Source organism: Bradyrhizobium sp. OK095 (assembly GCF_900109945.1).
In the GTDB taxonomy this organism is placed as follows: domain Bacteria; phylum Pseudomonadota; class Alphaproteobacteria; order Rhizobiales; family Xanthobacteraceae; genus Bradyrhizobium.
Map to the genome: position 1 here is coordinate 36,875 of NZ_FOBX01000006.1, position 20,976 is coordinate 57,850.

Sequence of the window (20,976 nt, forward strand, 5' to 3'; positions counted from 1 at the left end):
ATCAGCGCCACCAGACAAGCCGTTCCGCAAGAGCCGCAAACAGGCGATCGGCAACGAACGAAATCAACCCGAGCGCCGCGAGCCCGCCCATGACCTGGCCCGTTTGCAAATTCTGCTGTGCGATCTCGATCCTGTAGACGATGCCGGCGAAAGCGCCGGCCAGTTCGGCCGCGACAAGCGTGTAAAAGGAGATGCTGACGGCGGTGCGCAACCCGACCACGATGTAGGGAAGCGCGCCCAGCAGCACGATCTCCTGGAGCATCTGCCGCCGCGGCGTGCCGAGCATCAACGCCGCCCGGATCAGGCCGCGGTCGACCTTCTGCACGCCGATGTGGGTCGAAAGCCATACCGTGAAGAACACGCCCCATACGACGAGGAACAATTTTCCCGCCTCCGACAGGCCGAACCAGAGGATGACGATCGGCACGAAGGCAATCGGCGGAATGGGCCGCAGGATATGGAAGAGCGGGGACAGCAAGCTCGAAATGACGGGGAATTGGCCGGTGAGAACACCGAGCAGGATGCCGAGCGCGCCGCCCATGATGAATCCGGTGGTGACGCGAAAGAGGCTGGCCAGCAGATCGCCAAAGAACTGTCCGCTTCGTATCCACTCGAGGACGGCCGTAGCAACCACCGTCGGCGGCGGAAACAGCACCATGTTGACGGCCCCGGAACGAGAGACCAGTTCCCAGAGGCAGACGAACAAGGGAAGCGACAGCGCCCCGACCAGAATATTGACGCGGCGAAGACGAACCGAATCCGGCCGCCGCGCGCGACCATCGGTGCGGACGGCCATCGCTCGTCGTGCTGAAGTGGCTTCCTGCATGGCCGTGCGGGCGTCTATTTCCACGAGAGGGTGACGCGTGCGGGATCGACCTTCTTCAGCGGCTCGGTGACGACGACCTTGCTGAAGTCGGGCATCGCCGCTCCCGGAGGATGGTTGCCGCTCTCGAGGCGCCATGCGGAGTGGGTCTTGAGAATCTCGATCAGCCGGTCGTCGAGACGCACCCGGTAAACATAGTCGGCCCAGATCGGGGCGAGTTCGTCCCGCTTCATGCCGACCGCGTCCGCCACCGCTGTGATCGCTTCATCCGGGTGTGCCTTCATCCAGACCTCGGCATCGATCAGTGCGGCGATGAACTTCTCGACCAGCGCCGGGTTGGCGTCCAGATAGGACCTCATGACCACGATATTGAACGTCTCGGAGTAGGTGCCTTTTGTATCGACCTCAGCGACGGCTTCGCCCAGGGCCTTCTTCGCGTTGGCGACGTGGGGCTCCCAGGTGTCGAACGCGTCGATGCTTCCGGCTGCAAGTGCCGGCAGCATCTCCTGCGGCCGCAGATTGACGAGGGTGACATCCTTGGGCGTCAATCCCGCCGACTTCAGCAAGGTCGCCGTGTAAACCTCGCTACCGGTGCCGGCCGTGAATGCGATTCGCTTGCCGCGAAGATCTGCCTTGGTCTTGACGCCTGCCTTGGCCGCGACGAGCGTCTTGAGATCGGAATATTCCATGCCGGCGATGAAGGCGATGGGCTGGTTGGCCATCGCCGAAGCGGTGACCGGGGCCTCCGCCGTCGTCGCGATGTCGGCACCGCCCCCGATCACCGTGTCCAGGCACTGCTTGCCGGAGGTGAAGTTCGAGACCGTGATGTCCAGTCCGTGCTTTTCGAAAATCCCCCTCGATTTGGCGACGATCGCAAGGCCGGAGATCGGTCCGAGATTTTGCGCCAGCCGGGCTTTGAGCAGTTCCGCGGCCGAGGCGCAGCCCGGAGCGAGCGCGAGGCAGCAAAGCGCGGCATAGCCGGCCATTGCCGCGATTGGGCGGACGGAATTCCAGTGCATGACGATCTCCCCTCGCGCCGCGCCGGCGGCAACCCCGATGTGATCGCGGATACCGCCCCGAACGGTCCCGCAGCAGATCCCCGCGTCCTCCCCTGGGCGATCGCTTGAGGATCGTCCCACACTGGTATGCTCGCCCGGCGCTACGGTCCCGGGAAGCAATTAATCGACACGGCTTTCGGGGCGCCCGTGCCACCGCCGCGTGCTACATTGGTCGGGACGCCCCACGCTCACGGACCCCTCCCATGAAATATGAGCTCTATTACTGGCCCGAGATCCAGGGCCGCGGCGAATATGTGCGGCTGGCGCTGGAGGAGGCGGGGGCGGCTTACGTCGACGTCGCGCGGGGGGCGCGCGGGACGGCTGCGATGATGAAGATGATGGACGCGAACGGCACGCCGCCCTTTGCGCCGCCGTTCCTGAAAGCCGGCAAGCTCGTGATCGGCCAGACCGCCAACATCCTGCTCTATATCGGCGCCCGCCATGGCCTCGCGCCGAAGACGGAAGCCGGAAAACTCTGGGTGCACCAGCTTCAGCTAACGATCACTGATTTCGTACTGGAGATTCACGACACTCATCACCCGCTCGGGCCTTCGCTCTACTATGAGGACCAGAAGCCAGTGGCGAAGAAGCGCACGGCCGATTTCTGGACGGAGCGCGTGCCGAAATATCTCGGTTATTTCGAGCAGCTCCTTGAGAACAAGGGCGGCGCCTATGTCACCGGCCGTAAGCTCACTTACGTCGATCTCTCGCTGTTCCAGATCGTCGACGGGCTGCGCTACGCCTTTCCCGGACGCATGAAGGCGTTCGAGGCAGACATACCCGGCCTCGTCGGCCTGCACGAGCGCATCGCCGCGCGGCCGAACATCAAGGCCTATCTGGCGAGCGAGCGCCGCATTCCCTTTAACGAGCAGGGCATCTTCCGCTGCTATCGCGAGCTGGATGGCTAAAGCGTTTTCGAGCGACGTGGATACCGGTTCGCGTCAAGAAAACGCGTCAAAAAGGATTCTAGCCGGTCCGGAGGGAGGCTGGCGGCAGCCCCCGTTCCGGACCGGCCGTTTCGGGCGCGATCAGTCGCCCGAACGCGTCGTGGCTCCTGAGCGGCTGTGCGCGCTCCGGGCCAGATCGATCGTTTGAATCATCGGGGACGGGAGCGAACTCATGCTCATCGGGGCAGGGGGGCTTGCAGAACATCGTCGCGTCTCCCGTTGAATGGGTGCGGGTTCCCTCTAGCGGGGTTCGGTTGTGGCGACGTCAGTCGATCGGAGGAGAGAAAACGCTTTTCTGGAAAGCGTCGACATATTGCTGGAGAGCGTGATTTGCGCTCACCACACGCCGGGCAGCAGGCGATAGCGCACGCGCGCTGCATAGTCGGCATAGCCCGGCAGGCCCTCGCGCAGCGTGCGCTCCTCGATTCCGATGCGGACTGCCAGCAACGCGACGAAGAGCGGCAGCATCGTCAGTCCCCACCACGCGCCCAGCAGCAGCGGCACGCCGGCGAAGAACAGCATCAGGCCGCTGTACATGGGATGGCGCACATGCGCGTAAGGCCCGGTCGAGATCACGCGTTGTGCGCGCTCGGCTTGCAGCTTCACCACTGGGGCCGCGAACGAGTTTTCGCGGAACACTGACATCGTGAACAGCGTGCAGAGCAGGAACAGCGCGAAGCCGAGCAGCTGCAAGGCGAGCGGCATGTCGGAGGCAAGGGCGCGCCGGTCGAGCCCCATCACGACCAGCCAGGCCAGCATCGCCGCGATGAACGCGGTGATGAAGGCCTTGTCGGCGGGCGGCTGGTCTTGCTGGATCACCGGACGCAGACGCTCGGCGAGCAGTGCCGGATCGAGCCGGTAGAGCCACCAGCCGCAGAGCGGGCCGAGCACGGCGGAGGTGATGAGGAACGCCCAGGCCGACGGCCAATGCAGCGTGCCGGCGGACGCGAACAACAGCGCGCCCATCCCGACGGTGAAGATCGTGTTCTGCAACAGCAGTCTGGCGATCATGGTCGATCTCGCTCCATCCCGCGCCGACCAATCGATAGCATTTTTCCGGCAAACATGAGGCCGGCGCGACGGGCTGGCTTCAGATCCTGATCGGCGGTGTAAAGGCCGCGATGAGCCGAACCAGATCAGCCTGCCGTTTGGTTCCGGTCTTCATGAAAATTCTGGTGAGGTGAGTCTTGATCGTCGTTTCGGCGACGCCCATGCTTCTGGCGACGTCAGGAACCCCGCCGATCTCGACAATGGACAGGAAGACGCGCAACTCGGTCGGCGTCAGCTTGAAGAGCTTGCGGATGAGATCGGGCGCGACGATCGTATCGAGCGCCGCCTTGCTGATGAACAGGACGGCGCAGGCGTCATAGCTGTCCCCGAACATTTGCCGGCGCCCCGCGGTCAGCGGCAGGAGATGCCCGACATAGTACGAGCCGTCGCGCGCCGTCAGATGCAGCGAGATGCTTGCACTCGTCATCGCGCGGTCGCCGAGAACGGTGCCCGCCAGCGCCTGCCGCAACACGCGATCGGCATTCAGGTCGGGCGTCACGAGCCGGCCATGGACCGAGCGAAGCACGTCGGCCTCGTCCAGAATGTCTCGGGCGCTTTGATTGGCGTGGGTGATATGACCGTTGGCATCGAGCAGCAGGACGGCGGATCGCAGGGCGTCAAGCGTGCGGGCCGACGCCGTCTCCAATGTGGTCTGCTGCTGCAGCTTCTGTCTGACCAGCATGGCCCGTTGCATGTGCGGCGTGAGATGCGAGATCACCTGATACATCCTGCGATCGACAGGACCGCCGGCCTTCATGATCGAGAGGCGCGACACTCCCTCGGCAGACTTGTCGAGCAGGATATTGGCGGCGTCCTCGAGGCCTTGTGGCCGGGTCCATTCGTTGTAGAACGCGGTTGTCCGAAATTCGTCGACATCGATCCAGTCCCGGATCGTCTGGATCTGACCGACCGATGCGTGGAGCACGCTGCGCGACGGATCGAGTGGCTCGTAGGTTTCGATGTAGGATTTGATATAGGCGGGCTCCACGCCGACAGCATGCGAGATTACGGCGCTGCCGGCGGCTCCGATCCAGACCAGTCCGCCGCTCTGGCCGCCCGCGAGATCGACAATGCTGCCAAGCGTCGCGGTCCATCGGGAATCGTCGAGCGATGCATCGTAGATGTCCGCCACCAGCGAGAGCAGCTTGTCATTCAGTTCCATCGGGTGTCCCACAGACTCATGGATGGGCTCGTTCGGTCTCGCAGATGAGCACGTCGAATGCGGAGCTTTGATGAGCCGGATCACACTTGATGCGACCGGGCAGATGCGCGCCCGGTTCAGCGCGGCATTTGCGGGCGCCGGGGAAGGCCGACGTGGTGCTGGTGGGTCGGGAAGGCTGAGCAGGGCAGGCGTGGCGAGGAACAGCCCCGGGCCAAGAGGATATTCATCCTGCTATCCGGCGAAGATGCGGCCGGACACGCGAAAAGCCCGATCGACCGGATCGGGCGTTTCGTCTTCGGTAAACCTGATCAGGCGAGCTGATCGATCCGCGTGCCCTGACCCGGCGGCAGCGGCGCGGGCGGCGTCGGCTTGTAGGTCGGGTCGCTGTCCTTGGTCTTGGTCTGGTCGTCCTGCTGCTTGGTCGTGTCGTAGCTCGGCACCACGATCGCGATCGGCGGCGGTGCTACGGTAGAAACACTCATCCACAAATCCTCACACATGGAAACAATTGACCTTGCCCTGCGAGGGACGAAACTTCCGTCAAGGCAATCGTTAAAATGCGAGGGATTTGGTGTGGTGATGGGCGCTCTTTTTGCGCCTCATCCGCGCTGTGCCACGCAGACGACGAGACCTCTCCTTGTCATTGCGAGGAGCCCTTGCGACGAAGCAATCCAGACTGTTTCCGCGGAGGGATTCTGGATTGCTTCGCTGCGCTCGCAATGACGAGGAGAGAGCGAGCGTCCCGCCTATTCGTCCTTGCCGCGCGTGATCACGATGGACGCGTCCGTCTTGGTGCGGGTGCATTCCATGTTGAGCCGCCGGTAGCGCATCGTGACCTTGTCACCGCGCAGCAGTCCCATGCGCTTCAGGCAGCGCGTCGCGCCCGTCGTGGTGTCGTCCTTGGTCACGGTGAAGACGATCGCCGCCATCGACCCGACCAGCGCAAAGAACTCCGGCGTCGGCTTGCGATCGCCCTTGGCATAGAGCTCGATGGAAAATTTGTCGCCGCGGCAGCCCACGGACAACTCCTTGGCTGCCGGGTGCGTCAGGTACACGATGTTGGCGGCGCGAAAGTTCACCTTGAGGCGGTCGACCTGGTTCGAAAGCTCCTTGGCGCTGTCGTCGCAGCGATCGGCGCGCGCGGGCGAGGCGAGGGTCACAAGGCCGGTGATGGCGGCGGCGACCAGAATCGCGCCGCGGACGTTCAGTTTGAAAATCATGATGAAAAGCCCCTTAGGGCGCGCATTCAAGCGTCGTCGCGTGCGAAGCGCAAGGGGTGCACCCAGGTCATCCCGGGCATCGTCATGGGCGGGTGGCTCCGCTGATAGCGGTCGCAAATGGGCCGCCAAGCCGCCGAATCGGGATGCCCCGGCCGCGCCGGAACGCCTTCCCTTTACGGCAAAAAAGCTTAGAACGCTTCTATGCTTAGAGGCCCGCGAGGGCTCCAAAACCCCGAGATTCGCCCCCATGAACGCTCCCACCGCCTTCCCCGACCCGTCAAAGCCCGTTCCGCCCTACAAGCACACCCCGCTGTTCCCGCTGGGCAAGGACGAGACGCCCTACAAGAAGATCACGGCTGAGGGCATCAGGGTCGAGAAGGTTCTGGGCAAGGACATGCTGGTGGTGTCGCGCGAGGCGCTGCGCGCGCTGTCGGAGGCGGCCTTTGGCGACATCAACCACTATCTGCGGCCCGGCCATCTGAAGCAGCTCCGCGCGATCCTGGAGGACAGCGAGGCGAGCCCGAACGACAAGTTCGTCGCGCTGGACTTTTTGAAGAACGCGAACATCGCGGCCGGCGGCGTGCTGCCGATGTGCCAGGACACCGGCACCGCGATCATCATGGGCAAGAAGGGCTGCAACGTCATCACCGACGGTGACGACGAGGCGGCGCTGTCGGAAGGCGCGCGCGATGCGTATCTCCGTCGTAACCTGCGCTACTCGCAGGTCGCACCCTTGTCGATGTACGAGGAGAAGAACACCGCCAACAACATGCCGGCGCAGTGCGAGATCTACGCCGAGGGCGGCTCTTCAGAGGTAGATTCGGCCTACAAGTTCATGTTCATGGCGAAGGGCGGCGGCTCTGCCAACAAGAGCTTTCTGTTTCAGGCCACGCCCTCTGTGCTGACCAAGGACCGGCTGCTCGCCTTCTTGAAAGAGAAGGTGTTGACGCTGGGCACCGCGGCATGCCCGCCCTATCACCTCGCCATCGTGATCGGCGGCACCTCGGCCGAGCTCTGCATGAAGACGGTGAAGCTCGCGTCCGCCCGCTATCTCGACGCGCTGCCGACTCACGGCTCGCCGGACGGCAACGCGTTCCGCGATCTCGAGATGGAGCAGGAAATTCTGAAGATGACGCAGTCGCTCGGCGTCGGCGCGCAGTTCGGCGGCAAGTATTTCTGTCACGACGTGCGCGTGATCCGCCTGCCGCGCCATGGCGCCTCGCTGCCGATCGGGCTTGGCGTGTCCTGCTCGGCCGACCGCCAGGTGCTCGGCAAGATCACCAAAGACGGCGTCTATCTCGAGGAGCTCGAGCACAACCCGGCGCAATATCTGCCGCAGGTCGAGCAGTCGCTCGGCGGTGAGGTCGTCAAGATCGACCTCAACCAGCCGATGAAGGACATCCTGGCGACGCTCTCGAAGTACCCGACCAAGACGCGGGTCTCGATGACCGGCACCATGATTGTCGCGCGCGATAGCGCACACGCCAAGCTGCGCGAGCGCCTCGAAAGGGGCGAGCCGCTGCCGGATTATTTCAAGAACCATCCGGTCTATTACGCCGGTCCGGCCAAGACGCCCGAAGGCTACGCTTCCGGCGCGTTCGGTCCGACCACCGCGGGCCGCATGGATTCCTTCGTCGACCAGTTCCAGGCTGCGGGCGGTTCGATGGTGATGGTCGCCAAGGGCAACCGTGCGCCTGCCGTGCGCGAGGCCTGCAAGAAGTATGGCGGCTTCTATCTGGGCTCGATCGGCGGTGCGGCGGCGAACCTCGCCGAGCACTGCATCAAGAAGGTCGAGGTGCTCGAATATCCCGAGCTCGGCATGGAAGCGATCTGGCGCATCGAAGTCGTCGATTTCCCCGCGTTCATCATCGTCGATGACAAGGGGAACGACTTCTTCAAGGAGTTGAATTTGGGCTAGCTCTTCACCTCGCCCCGCAAGAGCGGGGCGAGGGAGAAGATCAGGCCTTCTTGCCCGTGAACGGAAAACTGCCCATCGGGCCGATGCCCATCTCGCCGCTGATGCTGTCGCCGGAGACGGTGCCGACGAACTCGAGCGTCAACGGCATCGGATTGGTGATCGAGACTTTCCAGTTCACGGCATCACCGCTGATGGTGCCGTCGAAGATCTCGGCGGAATTGCCTTCGGCGCCCTGCGTGCCGGTCAGCGTACCGCCGGAGCTCAAGAGGGTCAGCGTCGCCTGGCGCTCGCCCATCGGCGTCGTCATGGTCAGATTCCAGTTGCCGTCTACGGACATTTCCGTCTCCCGAACAAATCCCGGCGGGCTACGACGATCCGCAGCCAGTCCTGCGCCGAAGCCTATAGCGCAACTCGCAGCAGCTGACTAACGCCGCGTGAGCGGCAATCAGGCGCGGGCGGCGGCGCGCCGGCGGCTGGTGACGATGAGCCTAAGGACGACGTATTGGACGGCAAAGGCCAAAATCTTGGCGCCGCCGGCGACCACCGAAATGTAGAACGCCCACAGCTTCAGATCGCCGGTGGAAGCGACCGCGATCGTGCCGGCGCCGAGGACGAACATCAGTGCGGCCCAGGCATAGCCCGCGGCCGTCACATATTCCGGAACGGTCTCGACCACGATGGGCGGCATGTAGCGCAGCATCCAGCCGCGCTTGAGCATGATGACGCCGATCGCGAAATGCGCGATCGAGGGCTTTGCCATCATGAAGCGAGGATCGTTGGTGAGGAGCGTGACCGTGCCGAGCACGATGACGAGCGCGAGGCTCGCATAAGTCATGAAGCCGAGCTCACGCCCCTTGACGCGGGCATAGATCACCTGCGCGATCGCGCCGGCAATCGCCACCGACGTTGCGAGGATAACGTTGTCGGTGACGAGATAAATCACCAGGAAGATGATGGCGGAGAGGAAGTCGGAGGCGAGGCGGGCGAATACGTCCTTCATCGTCTGTCCCTGCATCATCGGGTGGTCGGCAGCGCGCTAGCCGGCGCACCGTACTTGATCTGGCGATATTCGGGATACCACTTTGTGAAGTAGATCGCGCTGTTGCGCGCCGCGAAAGCGACCGCGAGGCTCGACCACACCGGCAGGCCGGGGAAGTAGATCAGCACGATGTTTGCTGCCATCATCAACAGCGCGGCCGCGGTCCATGCGCCCGTGATGATGTAGTTGGCGGTGAGGAAGCCGGGCATCGCTGCGGTCTCGGCCGGAACCGCTTCGACCGCATATTGCAACGTGAAGGGACGGCGGACCAGCATCGAGCCGAGCGAGATCACGAAGATGCCGATATCGACCGACAGCTTGACGGCGAGCGTGCCGAGCTTCGGATCAATCAGCACGAGGGTGAGGCCGATTGCAGCGAACAGGATCGCCGAGCCCACGGCCAGGATCTTCGCCGAGCGGCCGCGCGCGACGTCGATCGCGACGGTGGCGAGGCAGATCGCGGAGGCCGCGAACACGCTTGAAGTGGCCGACGTCACCAGCATCAGGAAGGTGTAAGCGCCGTAGGGCGCGAGGATCAGGAAAATCGCCATGGGCTGCCTCGGTCATGCCAATCTTTACGATGTAAAGATAAATAGTTCAGGGCCGGTACCGGGTCAAGCGAAATCTTTACAGTGTCAAAATGACGTAGGTAACTTCTAAAAACTGAGTTGCTGCAATGGCTTGATCGAGTGCCTCGTCGGCGAATTCCGCCCAGGGCAGGCGCGACAGGACCGGTAGCGTGCAGGCGATCAGGAGACCCATGGCGAGCAGGATGCCGCCATTGAAGATCGCAGGGCTGCTTCGCCGCAGCCGGATCGTCTGGCGTGCGAGCGCGGCGCAGGCCAAGACCAGGACGGCGAGGCAGTCCGCGGTGATGGAGGGCATGTGCATGAGGGACTCCTCTTTCTGCGCTGTCATTCCGGGACTCGCTATTTCGTCGCGACCCGGAATGACGAGGGAGAGTTACGCCGCGCCCACCCAATTGCCGTGAAAGCCGTCCGGCACGCGGTGGCCGAGCTGCACCAGCGCGACGGGACCGGCCTCGACATCGGTGGCGTTGAACACGGCGAGGTCGCTGCGGTTGTCCCGCGCGCGCCAGACCACCGCGAGCAACCAGCCGTCGCCTTCCGCCGCGTCCTTCGACCGTTCGACGAACACCGGCTCGGAGATGGTGTCGCCGGCCGGCAGCAGATAGTGGCCGAGCCGTTTTCCGGCGCCGTCGACATGGACGATGCCCGATAGCGCGCCGAACATCGGCAGTTTCGGATTGGCGCAGGCGTACCAGCCGTGACGACTTTTCAAGCCGGCGCGGCGATCGTCGATGCGGGGAAATTCGCCGGTGAGGTCGTCGAGATAGGTCTGCTGGAAGCGGTCGGTATTCCCCGAGAGATCGAAGGTCCAACGGCAATGGCGCGCAAAGGATTTCTCGGGATTCGTCGGCCGGCCGTCGGGATGCGGAAACAGCGGGGCCACCTCGAACTGCATGACGTCGGCGATGATGCGGTTGCCGTCCTCCCAGGCGTTCATGACGTGGAAGACGTAGCAGGCTTCACCGCGGAACCAGACGATGTCTTTCGCGGTATCGTTGCGCTTCATCACGCCGACATAGGCGCCTTTCTCCGGCTCCCAGGCGTAAGGCGGCTTGCCGCTCGTCGCGCGCTCGACGCTGCCGGTGAGGGGAAGGATCGGAAACAGCACATGGTTCTCGGTGACGATGAAATCGTGCACCATGCTGGCATAGGGCGCCTCGAACCGTTCGAAGCGCGTGGCCTTGCCGGACGCATCGATCGATCCGTAGGAGAGGGCTGATGTCAGCGGTCCCGCGGCGTTATAGCCGAAGAACACGAGCTCGCCGGTGACGGGATCGACTTTCGGATGCGCCGTAAAACTGCCGGCGATGCGGCCCCGATAATTGTGATAGCCGCGCGTCGCCAGCGTGCCCGGCTCGATCTCGGTCGGCAGATGCGCTTCTTCGAGCGCGAGCAGCTTGCCGGCATGGAAGATGATGTTGGTGTTGGCGACGCCGCCGTCGGTCACGTGGGCAGGCGCGTCCGGCAATTTGCGGCCGAAGCCATTGCCGAAGAATGCACGGCCGGCATCGTGCTCGGCCAGCCATTTCGGTGTGCGGACCCAGCGGTTGCGATAGCTGGCACGGCCGTTCTCAAGATGGAAGGCGTGCAGCATGCCGTCGCCGACGAACCAGTGCGCGCCGGGGGAATCGAACTGTGGGTTGGGCCCGTTGCGATAGAGCACCCCGTTCAGCTCGCGCGGCAATTCGCCGACGATTTTCAGGAAGGGCGCGTCGGCCTCGAACGGAATCGGCGCGATATTGTTGCGGCGCTCGGTGATGGCGGCCTGCTGCACGGCGTATCCCTCCTTATCTTTACATCGTAAAGATGAAATAACCTTGCCGGCGGCTCTGGTCAAGCAAAATCTTTACACTGTCAATATTGCATCATATAGCTTGGCGCATGGGCAAAAGTGAAACCAGGATAGAAACCGCGCGCGTCGCGCGCACCCCGAAGAAGGCGTCAGCCACGCCGTCGCGTCCCGTGCGGCGTAACGCGGCCGCGAAGGCCGAGACGCCCTATCACCACGGCGCCCTGCGCGAGGCGTTGCTTCAGGCCGCCGAACGGGTGCTGGAGCGCGACGGGCTTTCCGGCCTGACATTGCGCGCGGTGGCGCGCGAGGCGGGCGTTTCGCATGCCGCACCGACGCATCATTTCGGCGATCTCACCGGCCTGCTCAGCGAGCTCGCGGCCGTCGGCTTCCGCCAGTTCAACGCCGCGATGGCCTCGTCCTGCGATGCCGCCACGACACCGCTCGCGCGCGCGCTGGCGCGGCCAAAGGCCTATGTCGCCTATGCGCAGGCCCATCCCGGCATGTACGGCATCATGTTCCGCACCGAACGCCTCGATTATTCCAGGCCCTCGCTAAATGAGGCGGCCGAGGCCTCCTTCGCCGGGCTCGCCAATGCCGTCGGCATGATGCGGCAGGAGCAGATCAGCGGCGATGCGCTGACGCTAACCCAGGGCGCCGCCATCGCGCGCGCCTGGTCGATGGTGCACGGCTTCACCATGCTGCTGCTCGATGGGCGCCTCGAGGATATTTTGGGGCGGCTGCCCGAGGGCACCACGGCCGAACGCCTGCTCGAGGCGATCCTGATGGCGCCGGTCACGGGCAAGCCGCCCGCTCCCTGATCGAGCGGGACAGGCCTAAAGCATGATCCGGAAAAGTGCGAAGCGGTTTTCCGAAAAGATCATGCGTAAACAATAACCTAAAGCGCGATGACGATTCATCCCAATCTCATCGCGCTTTAGCGCATCGTCGCGAGCTCGACGGCACGGCCGCGCGTGCCGATGATCTTCACCTCGTCCTTGCCGCAAGCAAAACCGCGGGCAAAATCGTCCGCGGCCTTGCGGGCCAGCTCATTGGCGTTCGGGTTGGCGATGGCATCGACATAGGCGACATGGCAAACCGGCCCCGGCGGCAGCCGGGTCACGACCAGCATGGCCTTGGTGTTCGGCCGGCCCTGCTTGTCGGGATCGGTGCTGTCGGCGATGTGCCAGCGCTGGATGATCGCGAACGGTCTTGCGCCCGCGGCGCGCCATTCGATCGTAGTCTCCGACGAATTGAACGGGCCGAACCAGACCTGTGCCGCCGGCTCCTCGGCCGCCGCCCTGCGGTTGTGGCCGACCGAGACGATTTCGCGAAGATCGTCCTCTGAGATCAGCACCACGAGCCCGGCCTTGCCCGGGCACACGCGCCTCGTGCTGCCGTCGAGTTCGCTGGGCTTGCCGATCTGGCGGCAATCTTTTGGCGCGGTAGACGTGTATGTGCTGCCCAGCGATTGGGCGTCGGCATTGCCTGAATTCAAGCAGGCAAGCAGCACGGCCAGGCAAATGAACCCAATACCCCTCATGACGACGCCCTGATTGCAACGGGAACTCCCTCCATCAGACGTCTTCATTGTGGGCAAGGTTCAAACAGAGGCGGGATAGACCTGACAGCGGCGCGGAATCGTTCTAGAAGAGCGGCTTCGCTTGAGGCATCGGGCCTCGTTCGCGTCCTCATTTCTCTTGATCATGTCAGACATCGCTTCCAGCAAATCCTATCGTGTCGGCCGTTCCAAGACCGGACTCGGCCTCTTCGCTACCATGCCGATCAAGAAGGGCACCCGGATCATCCGTTACTACGGACCGATCCTGGACTCGCGCATTCCCGCGCAGGATGCGATCGAGAACAAATATCTGTTCGAGCTCAATAACCGCTGGACCATCGACGGATCGGTGCGCAAGAACCTCGCGCGCTACATCAACCATTCGTGCCGGCCTAATGCCGAGTCCGATGTTCGGCCGCGCGAGCGCAAGGTCTTCATTCGCGCCATCAGGAACATCGAGGCTGGCGACGAGATCAACTACGACTACGGCACCGACTATTTCAAAGCCTATCTGAAGCCGATCGGCTGCAAATGCCCGTCCTGCGAGGCCAAGCGCAAGAAGCTGCGCGCCGAGGCGCGGGTCGAACGCGCCAAGGTGAAGGCGCGCGCGGAGAGTAAGGCCAAGAAGGCGGGCACCAAGGCTGCCAAAAAGAAGAAGCTCAACGGCCACGCCGTCGGCAAGAAGCGCGCGCGAGCGTAGCCTGCGCTGTCGCATCTAGCTCCACTGTCATGCTCCGCGAAAGCGGGGCATCCAGTATGCCGCCGCTTCTCCGTATCCAGCAGACGTCTCGGAGTGCTGGGTCGCCCGGTCAAGCCGGGCGGCGACAGCAAGTCATGTGGCCTCACGCCGCCACCACATTCCCGCTCTTGCGCAATCCCACATACTGCAGCTCCGCAAATACTCCGGTCGCGATCGCCTGCGCCACGACCATGAGCTCGCCGGCAAGGTTCGGCGAGACCGTGCCGGAGAGCAGCAGCGCGATGCTGCCGACCGTCCAGGCGGCGTTGCCGATCACAACCAGCAGCACCAGCGGCTTCGGCACAGAGGGGCGCGAGGCAAGCCAGCCAACCAGCGCGGTGTAGGCGATCAGGAACAGGCCGGTCTCGCGCAGCAGCGCTTCGGGCAGGTTGAACAGCGCCGCGAACGCGCCAGCACCGAAGGTGAAGCCGAGCGCGGCAACGCCGCTGAAGATGGCGTCGGCGAGCAGTGCGCGGCGGAGGAAGGTGGATGCGTCGATCATCGTCAGTCTCCATGGTTGGGTTGGGCTTGGGGTGGAGTTCATTGCAATCCGTGCCACCAGGCACGGAGCAGGCGGGCGATGCGGAACGGGCAGAGGCTCCTGCCGACGCTGTGCTCGAAGGCCGTGACCTGCGCGACGACATAATCGCCGGTCGAATGCAGCAGCGGCTCGGGCATGTTGAGGCCGCGCGCCAGCATCCGGGTTGCGAATGCCATGGCCCAGGGTGCGATGTGGTCTGCGACGGTCCGGTAGAGCAGCAGCGCGATCATGGTCATCTCCTGTTGCGACCGAAGATGCGCTCAGGGCGAGCCCAATTCGATTACCTCGCGGGTAAGCAGGCAACCGAGGCTGCCTTGACGCGATCAGGCTTCTTGGATTGATTGGGCCACCATGTATCTCGGCATCGATCTCGGCACTTCGGCGGTCAAGACCGTTCTCGTCGACGGCGCCCAGCGCGTGATCGCGAGCGAGAGCCGGGCGCTCGCGACCGCCTCGCCGCTATCAGGCTATTTCGAGCAGGATCCCGAGCAGTGGATCGCGGCGACCTTTGCGACACTGGATGCCTTGAAGGCGTCGCATGGAAAAGAGCTGGCGGTGGTCGAGGGCATCGGGCTGTCCGGCCAGATGCATGGCCCTACGCTGCTCGACGCGGGCGGAAAGCCACTGCGGCCCTGCATCCTCTGGAACGACGGGCGCTCCGCCGCGGAGTGTCGCATTCTCGAACAACGCTGGCCCGGCTTGCGCGCGACGACCGGCAACAAGGCGATGCCCGGCTTCGCGGCGCCAAAGCTGCTCTGGATCGCGGCGCACGAGCCCGAGATTTTTGCGGCCACGAAGCTCGTGCTGCTTCCCAAGGCCTATCTGCGCCTGGTCCTGACCGGTGAAGCGATCGAGGATGTCTCCGACGCATCGGGATCGCTGTGGCTCGACGTCGCGCGCCGCGATTGGTCCGATGCCGCGCTGGCCGCGACCGGCCTGTCGCGTGAGCACATGCCACGTCTGGTCGAGGGCTGCGTGCCGGCAGCGACACTGCGTGGCGAACTCGCACAGCGCTGGGGCATGATGCGGCGGCCGGTCATCGCGGGCGGCGCCGGCGACAATCCGGCTGGCGCTGTCGGGATCGGCGCGATCCGGCCGGGAACCGCATTCATTTCGCTGGGAACCTCGGGCGCCCTTCTGGTGCCGACCAGCAGGATCGCCGCTAATCCGGATCGCGTGGTGCACACGTTCTGCCACGCCATCCCCGACATGTGGATCCAGGCCGGCGCGATCCTCTCGGCGGCCTCGTGCCTCGCCTGGGCCTCGCGCCTGTTCGGAATCGCCGAGGCGGAGCTGCTGGCGCCGCTTGGGGCGCGACCGCAGGCGCCGTCGCCGGTGAGTTTTCTGCCTTATCTCGCGGGTGAGCGGACGCCGCACGATGATGCCGCCGTGCGCGGCCTGCTCGATGGCTTGAGCCACGGCACCGACCGTAGCACGATCGTGCAGGCGGTGCTGGAGGGCGTAGCCTTCGCACTCGTCGATTGCCGCGATGCGCTCGCCGATGCCGGCATTGTGGTGACGGAAGCCGATGTCATTGGCGGCGGTTCGCGGTCGGTGTTCTGGGCGTCAGTGCTGGCAAGCGCGCTGAATGTTCCGATCCATCGCTTTGCCGGAGGCGAAACCGGGGCGGCGTTCGGTGCGGCGAGATTGGGGCGGCTTGCTGTCACCGGTGAGGCAATCGACGCCGTATGCACGCCGCCGCGACGCGTCGAGACGTTCGAGCCTGACCGCGCGCTCGTCGATGCCTATGCCGAACGGATTCCCGCCTGGCGCGAACTGTATCGGCCGCGCCACTAACGACCTTTCGATGTCGCGTTCCCGTCGGTTCGGTATTGCCCTGTGCTGCGGCGTTTTGTTTAATACGTGAACCGCGCTGATAAAAAGAGACGCGGGTGGGAAACGCATTGTGCGCCGGGAGGCACGATGAACGATCCGATCCTCGATATGCGCGGGGTCTCCAAATCCTTCTTTGGCATCAAGGCGCTGCGTGCCGTTGATCTCACCGTCTATGCCGGCGAAGTCCATGCCTTGATGGGCGAGAACGGCGCCGGCAAGTCGACGCTGATGAAGATCCTGTCCGGCGCCTACAGGCCTGATCCCGGCGGCGAGATCCGCATCGACGGACGCTCCGTGCGAATCGAGGGCCCGCTCGCCGGCCGCAACGCGGGTATCTCCATCATCTATCAGGAGCTGTCGCTCGCCCCCAATCTCAGCGTTGCGGAGAATATTTATCTCGGCCGTGAGATCTCGCGTTCAGGACTACTGGCGCGCGGTGCCATGCGTGAGGGCGTCGGCCCGATCCTGCAGCGCCTCGGCGCGGACTTCCTGCCATCGACCCTGGTGGCGCATCTGTCGATGGGCCAGCGCCAGCTCGTCGAGATCGCGCGTGCGCTGCACGCGAGGTCGAAGATCCTGATCATGGACGAGCCGACCACGGCACTGTCGGCCGGCGAGAGCGAGCGGCTGTTCGCGCTAATCCGCCAGCTTCGCACGGAGGGGCTTGCCATCATCTACATCTCGCATCGCATGGATGAGGTCTATGCGCTCGGTGACCGCGTCACCGTGCTCCGCGATGGCCGGCTGGTCGGCTCGCTCGACAAGCAGGACATTCGCGCCGACGCCATCGTCCGAATGATGGTCGGGCGCGACGTCTCCTCGTTCTACAAGAAGGATCACGATCCCGAGGCGGGGCGGGGGCATCCCGTGCTCGCGGCGATCGACATGGCCGACGGCCGGCGCGTCAGGGGCTGCTCGCTCACCGTGCATGCCGGCGAAGTGGTCGGCCTTGCCGGCCTGATCGGCGCCGGGCGCACCGAGCTTGCCCATCTCATCATCGGCGCGGCGCCGAGAATTTCGGGCCGTCTCGAACTCGAGGGACGCCAAATCGAGATCCGTACGCCCGGCGAAGCGTTAGAGGCGGGGGTCGCCTATCTCACCGAGGACCGCAAGGCGCTCGGCCTGTTTCTCGATATGTCATGCCTGGATAACATCAATCTCGCGGTGCTTGGGCGCGACGCCAAGCTCGGCGGGTGGCTGGATCGCGACAAGGCGCGCGAGCGCGCCGACCGGGCCTTCGCCGGCCTCAGCATCCGCGCCGCCAATGTCGCCGTTTCCGCAGGTGGCCTGTCCGGCGGCAACCAGCAGAAGGTGCTGTTGTCGCGGTTGCTCGCGATTGCGCCGAAGGTGCTGATTCTCGACGAGCCGACGCGCGGCGTCGATGTCGGCGCCAAGTCCGAGATCTATTCGATCATCGACAATCTCGCCAAGGCCGGCACCGCGATCCTCGTCATCTCGTCCGACCTGCCCGAGATCATCGGCATCTGTGATCGTGTCGTCGTCATGCGCACGGGGCACATCGCCGGCGAGATCAGGCGAACCGAGACAGCGCCGCTAAACCAAGAGGATATCATGGCACTTGCCACGGGGATGGAGCATCTCGATGCCTGACAACGGTGCCTCGAAGGCCCAGACCGTCTCGACGTCGACCAATGGCGCTGCCGCGGAGACGAGACGCCAGCGCGTGAGGATGCTGATCAGCGCGCTCGGAATGCTGCCCGTGCTGCTGATCCTCTGCATCGGCTTCCATTTCCTGTCTGAGGGACGCTTCTTCACCGGACAAAATCTCGGCATCGTGTTGCAGCAGGCTGCCGTCAACACGGTGCTGGCCGCGGGCATGACCTTCGTCATTCTCACCGGCGGCATCGATCTGTCGGTCGGCTCCATCCTCGCTGCGTCCGCGATGGCCGGCTTGATCATCTCGAAGCTGCCCGACCTCGGTGCGCTCTGGCTCCCGGTCGCGGTGCTGACCGGCCTCGGCTTTGGCGTGATCAACGGCGCGCTGATCGCGCTGTTGCGTCTGCCGCCCTTCATCGTGACGCTGGGCTCGTTGACCGCCGTGCGCGGGCTCGCGCGGCTGCTCGGCGCCGATACCACCGTATTCAATCCGTCTATTCCCTACGCCTTCATCGGCAACGGCTCGCTGACGCTTATTCCCGGCGTCGCGTCGATTCCCTGGCTGTCGGTGATCGCCTTGCTCGTCATCCTCGTGTCGTGGCTGGTGCTGCGCCGGACCGTGCTCGGCGTGCACATCTACGCGGTCGGCGGCAATGAGAGCGCGGCGCGGCTCGCCGGCATCAAGGTCTGGGCCGTGCTGATCTTCGTCTACGGCGTATCCGGTCTTTTGGCCGGTCTCGGCGGCGCCATGCAGGCGGCGCGACTTTACGCGGCCAACGGTCTTCAGCTCGGCCAGTCGTACGAACTCGACGCCATCACCGCCGTGATCCTCGGCGGCACCTCCTTCGTCGGCGGCATCGGTTCGATCTGGGGCACCCTGGTCGGCGCGCTGATCATCGCGGTCTTGTCGAACGGCCTCATTCTCACCGGCGTCTCCGATATCTGGCAATATGTGATCAAAGGCCTGGTGATCATCGGTGCCGTGGCGCTGGACCGCTACCGGCTGCAAGGCTCCGCCAGAACCTGAACAGCTCGGCGCGCAGCTGAGTTTGGCTCGCGCGATGTGAACTTCCGCTACGGCAACTGGTCTGCCGTGCCGGGATGAAGACAGACCAGGGAGGAAGCCAATGTTCAAGACGATCACGCTCGCCGGCGCCGCGACGGCGCTTGCCCTTAGCACCGCGCCGTCCTTTGCCAAGGAGCTCAAGTCGGTCGGAGTCTCGCTGGGATCGATGGGCAACCCGTTCTTCGTCGCGCTATCGAAGGGTGCCGAGTTCGAGGCCAGGAAGACCAATCCCAATGTGAAGATCACCGCGGTCGGCTTCGAATACGACCTCGGCAAGCAGGTCACCCAGATCGACAATTTCATCGCCGCCGGCGTCGACCTGATCCTGTTGAATCCCGGCGATCCCAAGGCGATCGGGCCGGCGATCAAGAAGGCGCAGGCGGCGGGGATCGTCGTCGTCGCGGTCGACACCGCGGCGGACGGCGCCGATGCCACAGTGACCACCAACAACGTCCAGGCCGGCGAGATTTCCTGCCAGTACATTGTCGACAGATTGGGCGGCAAGGGTGACGTCGTCATCGAGAACGGGCCGCAGGTCTCCGCCGTGATCGATCGCGTCACCGGCTGCAAGAACGTCTTTGCGAAGAATTCCGGCATCAAGGTGCTATCCAGCGATCAGGACGGCAAGGGCTCGCGCGAAGGCGGCCTCACCATCGCGCAGGGCTATCTGACCCGCTTCCCCAAGATCGACGCCATCTTCGCCATCAACGATCCCCAGGCGATCGGCTCCGACCTCGCGGCACGCCAGCAGAACCGCAGCGGTATCGTGATCACCGCGGTGGACGGCGCGCCCGACATCGAGGCCGCGCTGAAGGACCCCGCGGCGGCGCAGATCCAGGCATCGGCCTCGCAGGACCCGTTCTTCATGGCGCGGCGCGCCGTGCAGGTCGGTGTCGGCATCCTCAATGGACAGAAGCCGGCCTCGACCGTCGAGCTGTTGCCGTCGAAGCTCGTCACCCGGGACAACGTTGCCCAGTATAAGGGGTGGACGTCGGACCGGTCGCAGTAGCCGCTCCGCTTCCTTGCCGGCTCGGTCGGTCGGTGGCGCTGAGGTGCCAATTCGATTACCTCAGGGGTAATGGATGGGCCGAAATCTGCGTGCTAGGTTTTCGAGCATGAACGCATATGCATCCACGGCACGCACAGAGCCCAGCCAGCCGGTCCACATCGGCGACCATTTGCGCGAATGGCGGCAGCGCCGCCGCATGAGCCAGCTCGATCTCGCGGGCGATGCGGAGATTTCCGCGCGGCATCTGAGCTTCGTCGAGACCGGCCGCGCCGCGCCCTCGCGCGACATGGTGCTGCGGCTTGCCGAGCGTCTCGATGTGCCCTTGCGCGAACGCAACGTGCTGCTGGTCGCCGCCGGCTACGCGCCGGCTTTTCCGCAGCGCCCGCTGGAGGATCCCGCCTTGAAGCCTGCCCGCCAGGCGATCGACCTCGTCCTCAAAGCGCATGAGCCTAATCCGGCGCTGGCCTATGACCGGCACTGGAATTTGGTCTCCGCCAACCGCATGGTGGCGCCGCTGCTCGACGGGATCCCGCAGCGGTTGCTCGGCCAGCCCTTCAACGTGCTCAGGCTCGCTTTCCATCCCGAGGCGTTGGCGCCGCGCACGGTCAATCTCGCGGAATGGTGCGGGCATCTCTTGGAGCGGCTGCACCGGCAATGCGAGGCGACCGCCGATCCCGAGCTGATCAAGCTCTACAACGATCTCAATAGCTATCCCATTCCGGCGCGGTCGGCGCCGCTGTCGAGCGACAATGTCGCCATTCCCTTCAAGCTGCGCCATGGCGGAGAGATACTTAGTTTCTTCTCCACCACCATGGTGTTCGGCACGCCGGTGGACATCACCCTGTCGGAGCTCGCGCTGGAGACGTTCTTTCCGGCCGACGAGCGCACAGCCGAATGGCTGAAGCAGACGGCGGCGGAGTTGGGGTAGCCGTCCTGTGCGTATCTCGCCGCCGCTCCGTGTGCAGTCACCCAAATCTCTGGCCCGCCGGTGAAGCCGAGGCTAGGCTCCCC

General features: G+C 64.4%; 23 protein-coding genes. 9 read left to right on the top strand and 14 right to left on the bottom strand.

Annotation, left to right across the window (positions count from 1 at the left end; translation table 11 throughout):
- Position 1 precedes the first annotated feature (1 nt).
- On the bottom strand, positions 2 to 796 hold the full coding sequence (locus BMW89_RS16775; RefSeq protein WP_244547607.1) for an ABC transporter permease: 795 nt from the start codon (positions 794 to 796) through the stop codon (positions 2 to 4).
- Between the two features lie 44 nt (positions 797 to 840).
- Positions 841 to 1,842: an NrtA/SsuA/CpmA family ABC transporter substrate-binding protein gene (locus BMW89_RS16780; RefSeq protein WP_092028115.1), complete on the bottom strand. Its 1,002-nt coding sequence runs from the start codon at positions 1,840 to 1,842 to the stop codon at positions 841 to 843.
- A 242-nt stretch (positions 1,843 to 2,084) separates the two neighbouring features.
- On the opposite strand from BMW89_RS16780, the gene BMW89_RS16785 reads away from it, so the two are divergent.
- Entirely contained in the window at positions 2,085 to 2,789 is a 705-nt protein-coding gene (locus BMW89_RS16785) for a glutathione S-transferase (protein WP_092028116.1), read from the top strand.
- 375 nt (positions 2,790 to 3,164) lie between these two features.
- On the opposite strand, the gene BMW89_RS16790 is transcribed toward BMW89_RS16785, so the two are convergent.
- From BMW89_RS16790 to BMW89_RS16800, 4 genes are all read right to left on the bottom strand, one after another.
- Positions 3,165 to 3,839: a methyltransferase family protein gene (locus tag BMW89_RS16790; protein WP_092028117.1), complete on the bottom strand. Its 675-nt coding sequence runs from the start codon at positions 3,837 to 3,839 to the stop codon at positions 3,165 to 3,167.
- Positions 3,840 to 3,918: 79 nt separating this feature from the next.
- Positions 3,919 to 5,040, bottom strand: a complete 1,122-nt coding sequence (locus BMW89_RS16795) for a helix-turn-helix transcriptional regulator (protein WP_092028118.1) — start codon at positions 5,038 to 5,040, stop codon at positions 3,919 to 3,921.
- A 308-nt stretch (positions 5,041 to 5,348) separates the two neighbouring features.
- Positions 5,349 to 5,522, bottom strand: coding sequence for a hypothetical protein (locus BMW89_RS37905; RefSeq protein WP_177196102.1), 174 nt, complete (start codon positions 5,520 to 5,522; stop codon positions 5,349 to 5,351).
- 264 nt (positions 5,523 to 5,786) lie between these two features.
- Positions 5,787 to 6,260: a hypothetical protein gene (locus BMW89_RS16800; protein ID WP_092028119.1), complete on the bottom strand. Its 474-nt coding sequence runs from the start codon at positions 6,258 to 6,260 to the stop codon at positions 5,787 to 5,789.
- A 247-nt stretch (positions 6,261 to 6,507) separates the two neighbouring features.
- Between BMW89_RS16800 and BMW89_RS16805 the strand changes: the two genes are divergently transcribed.
- Positions 6,508 to 8,178 carry a fumarate hydratase gene (locus tag BMW89_RS16805; RefSeq protein WP_092028120.1) on the top strand — a complete coding sequence of 557 codons (1,671 nt, stop codon included), beginning with the start codon at positions 6,508 to 6,510 and terminating at the stop codon, positions 8,176 to 8,178.
- A gap of 40 nt (positions 8,179 to 8,218) precedes the next feature.
- Here BMW89_RS16805 and BMW89_RS16810 read toward each other — a convergent pair whose 3' ends face one another.
- The 5 genes from BMW89_RS16810 to BMW89_RS16830 form a co-directional block, all read right to left on the bottom strand.
- Positions 8,219 to 8,515 (bottom strand): hypothetical protein, encoded by a 297-nt coding sequence (locus tag BMW89_RS16810; RefSeq protein ID WP_092028121.1) that lies wholly within the window; start codon positions 8,513 to 8,515, stop codon positions 8,219 to 8,221.
- Positions 8,516 to 8,623: 108 nt separating this feature from the next.
- Complete coding sequence (locus tag BMW89_RS16815) at positions 8,624 to 9,178, bottom strand: inner membrane-spanning protein YciB (protein ID WP_092028485.1); 555 nt, start codon at positions 9,176 to 9,178, stop codon at positions 8,624 to 8,626.
- 14 nt (positions 9,179 to 9,192) lie between these two features.
- Positions 9,193 to 9,768 (bottom strand): hypothetical protein, encoded by a 576-nt coding sequence (locus tag BMW89_RS16820; protein WP_092028122.1) that lies wholly within the window; start codon positions 9,766 to 9,768, stop codon positions 9,193 to 9,195.
- A 76-nt stretch (positions 9,769 to 9,844) separates the two neighbouring features.
- A complete protein-coding gene (locus tag BMW89_RS16825) occupies positions 9,845 to 10,108 on the bottom strand; it encodes a hypothetical protein (protein WP_092028486.1) in 264 nt (87 codons plus the stop codon).
- Between the two features lie 72 nt (positions 10,109 to 10,180).
- Positions 10,181 to 11,581, bottom strand: coding sequence for a carotenoid oxygenase family protein (locus tag BMW89_RS16830; RefSeq protein WP_092028123.1), 1,401 nt, complete (start codon positions 11,579 to 11,581; stop codon positions 10,181 to 10,183).
- A 107-nt stretch (positions 11,582 to 11,688) separates the two neighbouring features.
- Here BMW89_RS16830 and BMW89_RS16835 point away from each other — a divergent pair, with 107 nt between their 5' ends.
- A complete protein-coding gene (locus tag BMW89_RS16835) occupies positions 11,689 to 12,417 on the top strand; it encodes a TetR/AcrR family transcriptional regulator (protein ID WP_092028124.1) in 729 nt (242 codons plus the stop codon).
- A gap of 116 nt (positions 12,418 to 12,533) precedes the next feature.
- Here BMW89_RS16835 and BMW89_RS16840 read toward each other — a convergent pair whose 3' ends face one another.
- Positions 12,534 to 13,139, bottom strand: a complete 606-nt coding sequence (locus tag BMW89_RS16840; protein WP_177196103.1) for a hypothetical protein — start codon at positions 13,137 to 13,139, stop codon at positions 12,534 to 12,536.
- A 163-nt stretch (positions 13,140 to 13,302) separates the two neighbouring features.
- Here BMW89_RS16840 and BMW89_RS16845 point away from each other — a divergent pair, with 163 nt between their 5' ends.
- Positions 13,303 to 13,857 (top strand): SET domain-containing protein, encoded by a 555-nt coding sequence (locus tag BMW89_RS16845; protein ID WP_092028487.1) that lies wholly within the window; start codon positions 13,303 to 13,305, stop codon positions 13,855 to 13,857.
- Positions 13,858 to 13,999: 142 nt separating this feature from the next.
- Here the strand turns inward: BMW89_RS16845 and BMW89_RS16850 are convergent, their stop codons facing one another.
- Together BMW89_RS16850 and BMW89_RS16855 are read right to left on the bottom strand one after the other, a co-directional pair.
- The gene (locus tag BMW89_RS16850; RefSeq protein WP_092028126.1) at positions 14,000 to 14,398 is read right to left on the bottom strand and encodes a hypothetical protein; all 399 of its coding nucleotides are present in this window, start codon (positions 14,396 to 14,398) and stop codon (positions 14,000 to 14,002) included.
- Positions 14,399 to 14,436: 38 nt separating this feature from the next.
- Positions 14,437 to 14,667, bottom strand: a complete 231-nt coding sequence (locus BMW89_RS16855) for a hypothetical protein (RefSeq protein WP_092028488.1) — start codon at positions 14,665 to 14,667, stop codon at positions 14,437 to 14,439.
- 121 nt (positions 14,668 to 14,788) lie between these two features.
- Here BMW89_RS16855 and xylB point away from each other — a divergent pair, with 121 nt between their 5' ends.
- The 5 genes from xylB to BMW89_RS16880 all read left to right on the top strand — a co-directional run bounded on the left by xylB (position 14,789) and on the right by BMW89_RS16880 (position 20,893).
- Positions 14,789 to 16,234 carry a xylulokinase gene (gene xylB, locus BMW89_RS16860; RefSeq protein WP_092028127.1) on the top strand — a complete coding sequence of 482 codons (1,446 nt, stop codon included), beginning with the start codon at positions 14,789 to 14,791 and terminating at the stop codon, positions 16,232 to 16,234.
- Between the two features lie 126 nt (positions 16,235 to 16,360).
- Positions 16,361 to 17,884 carry a sugar ABC transporter ATP-binding protein gene (locus BMW89_RS16865; protein WP_092028128.1) on the top strand — a complete coding sequence of 508 codons (1,524 nt, stop codon included), beginning with the start codon at positions 16,361 to 16,363 and terminating at the stop codon, positions 17,882 to 17,884.
- A complete protein-coding gene (locus BMW89_RS16870; protein ID WP_092028129.1) occupies positions 17,877 to 18,917 on the top strand; it encodes an ABC transporter permease subunit in 1,041 nt (346 codons plus the stop codon). Before BMW89_RS16865 ends, BMW89_RS16870 begins: the two co-directional genes overlap by 8 nt.
- Before the next feature lie 100 nt (positions 18,918 to 19,017).
- Positions 19,018 to 19,965, top strand: coding sequence for an ABC transporter substrate-binding protein (locus BMW89_RS16875; protein ID WP_092028130.1), 948 nt, complete (start codon positions 19,018 to 19,020; stop codon positions 19,963 to 19,965).
- A gap of 106 nt (positions 19,966 to 20,071) precedes the next feature.
- Positions 20,072 to 20,893, top strand: a complete 822-nt coding sequence (locus BMW89_RS16880; protein ID WP_092028131.1) for a helix-turn-helix domain-containing protein — start codon at positions 20,072 to 20,074, stop codon at positions 20,891 to 20,893.
- The last annotated feature ends 83 nt before the right edge of the window (positions 20,894 to 20,976 follow it).

Excerpts from the sequence above, each read along its gene's own strand:
- BMW89_RS16870 (WP_092028129.1), top strand. The coding sequence starts at position 17,877 with ATGCCTGACAACGGTGCCTCGAAGGCCCAGACCGTCTCGACGTCGACC.
- BMW89_RS16790 (WP_092028117.1), bottom strand. The coding sequence starts at position 3,839 with ATGATCGCCAGACTGCTGTTGCAGAACACGATCTTCACCGTCGGGATG.
- BMW89_RS16800 (WP_092028119.1), bottom strand. The coding sequence starts at position 6,260 with ATGATTTTCAAACTGAACGTCCGCGGCGCGATTCTGGTCGCCGCCGCC.
- BMW89_RS16865 (WP_092028128.1), top strand. The coding sequence starts at position 16,361 with ATGAACGATCCGATCCTCGATATGCGCGGGGTCTCCAAATCCTTCTTT.
- BMW89_RS16840 (WP_177196103.1), bottom strand. The coding sequence starts at position 13,139 with ATGAGGGGTATTGGGTTCATTTGCCTGGCCGTGCTGCTTGCCTGCTTG.
- BMW89_RS16805 (WP_092028120.1), top strand. The coding sequence starts at position 6,508 with ATGAACGCTCCCACCGCCTTCCCCGACCCGTCAAAGCCCGTTCCGCCC.
- BMW89_RS37905 (WP_177196102.1), bottom strand. The coding sequence starts at position 5,522 with ATGAGTGTTTCTACCGTAGCACCGCCGCCGATCGCGATCGTGGTGCCG.
- BMW89_RS16815 (WP_092028485.1), bottom strand. The coding sequence starts at position 9,178 with ATGAAGGACGTATTCGCCCGCCTCGCCTCCGACTTCCTCTCCGCCATC.
- BMW89_RS16825 (WP_092028486.1), bottom strand. The coding sequence starts at position 10,108 with ATGCACATGCCCTCCATCACCGCGGACTGCCTCGCCGTCCTGGTCTTG.
- BMW89_RS16880 (WP_092028131.1), top strand. The coding sequence starts at position 20,072 with ATGAACGCATATGCATCCACGGCACGCACAGAGCCCAGCCAGCCGGTC.
- BMW89_RS16850 (WP_092028126.1), bottom strand. The coding sequence starts at position 14,398 with ATGATCGACGCATCCACCTTCCTCCGCCGCGCACTGCTCGCCGACGCC.
- BMW89_RS16795 (WP_092028118.1), bottom strand. The coding sequence starts at position 5,040 with ATGGAACTGAATGACAAGCTGCTCTCGCTGGTGGCGGACATCTACGAT.
- BMW89_RS16785 (WP_092028116.1), top strand. The coding sequence starts at position 2,085 with ATGAAATATGAGCTCTATTACTGGCCCGAGATCCAGGGCCGCGGCGAA.
- BMW89_RS16835 (WP_092028124.1), top strand. The coding sequence starts at position 11,689 with ATGGGCAAAAGTGAAACCAGGATAGAAACCGCGCGCGTCGCGCGCACC.
- BMW89_RS16845 (WP_092028487.1), top strand. The coding sequence starts at position 13,303 with ATGTCAGACATCGCTTCCAGCAAATCCTATCGTGTCGGCCGTTCCAAG.
- BMW89_RS16875 (WP_092028130.1), top strand. The coding sequence starts at position 19,018 with ATGTTCAAGACGATCACGCTCGCCGGCGCCGCGACGGCGCTTGCCCTT.
- BMW89_RS16810 (WP_092028121.1), bottom strand. The coding sequence starts at position 8,515 with ATGTCCGTAGACGGCAACTGGAATCTGACCATGACGACGCCGATGGGC.
- BMW89_RS16780 (WP_092028115.1), bottom strand. The coding sequence starts at position 1,842 with ATGCACTGGAATTCCGTCCGCCCAATCGCGGCAATGGCCGGCTATGCC.
- BMW89_RS16855 (WP_092028488.1), bottom strand. The coding sequence starts at position 14,667 with ATGATCGCGCTGCTGCTCTACCGGACCGTCGCAGACCACATCGCACCC.
- BMW89_RS16820 (WP_092028122.1), bottom strand. The coding sequence starts at position 9,768 with ATGGCGATTTTCCTGATCCTCGCGCCCTACGGCGCTTACACCTTCCTG.
- BMW89_RS16775 (WP_244547607.1), bottom strand. The coding sequence starts at position 796 with ATGGCCGTCCGCACCGATGGTCGCGCGCGGCGGCCGGATTCGGTTCGT.
- xylB (WP_092028127.1), top strand. The coding sequence starts at position 14,789 with ATGTATCTCGGCATCGATCTCGGCACTTCGGCGGTCAAGACCGTTCTC.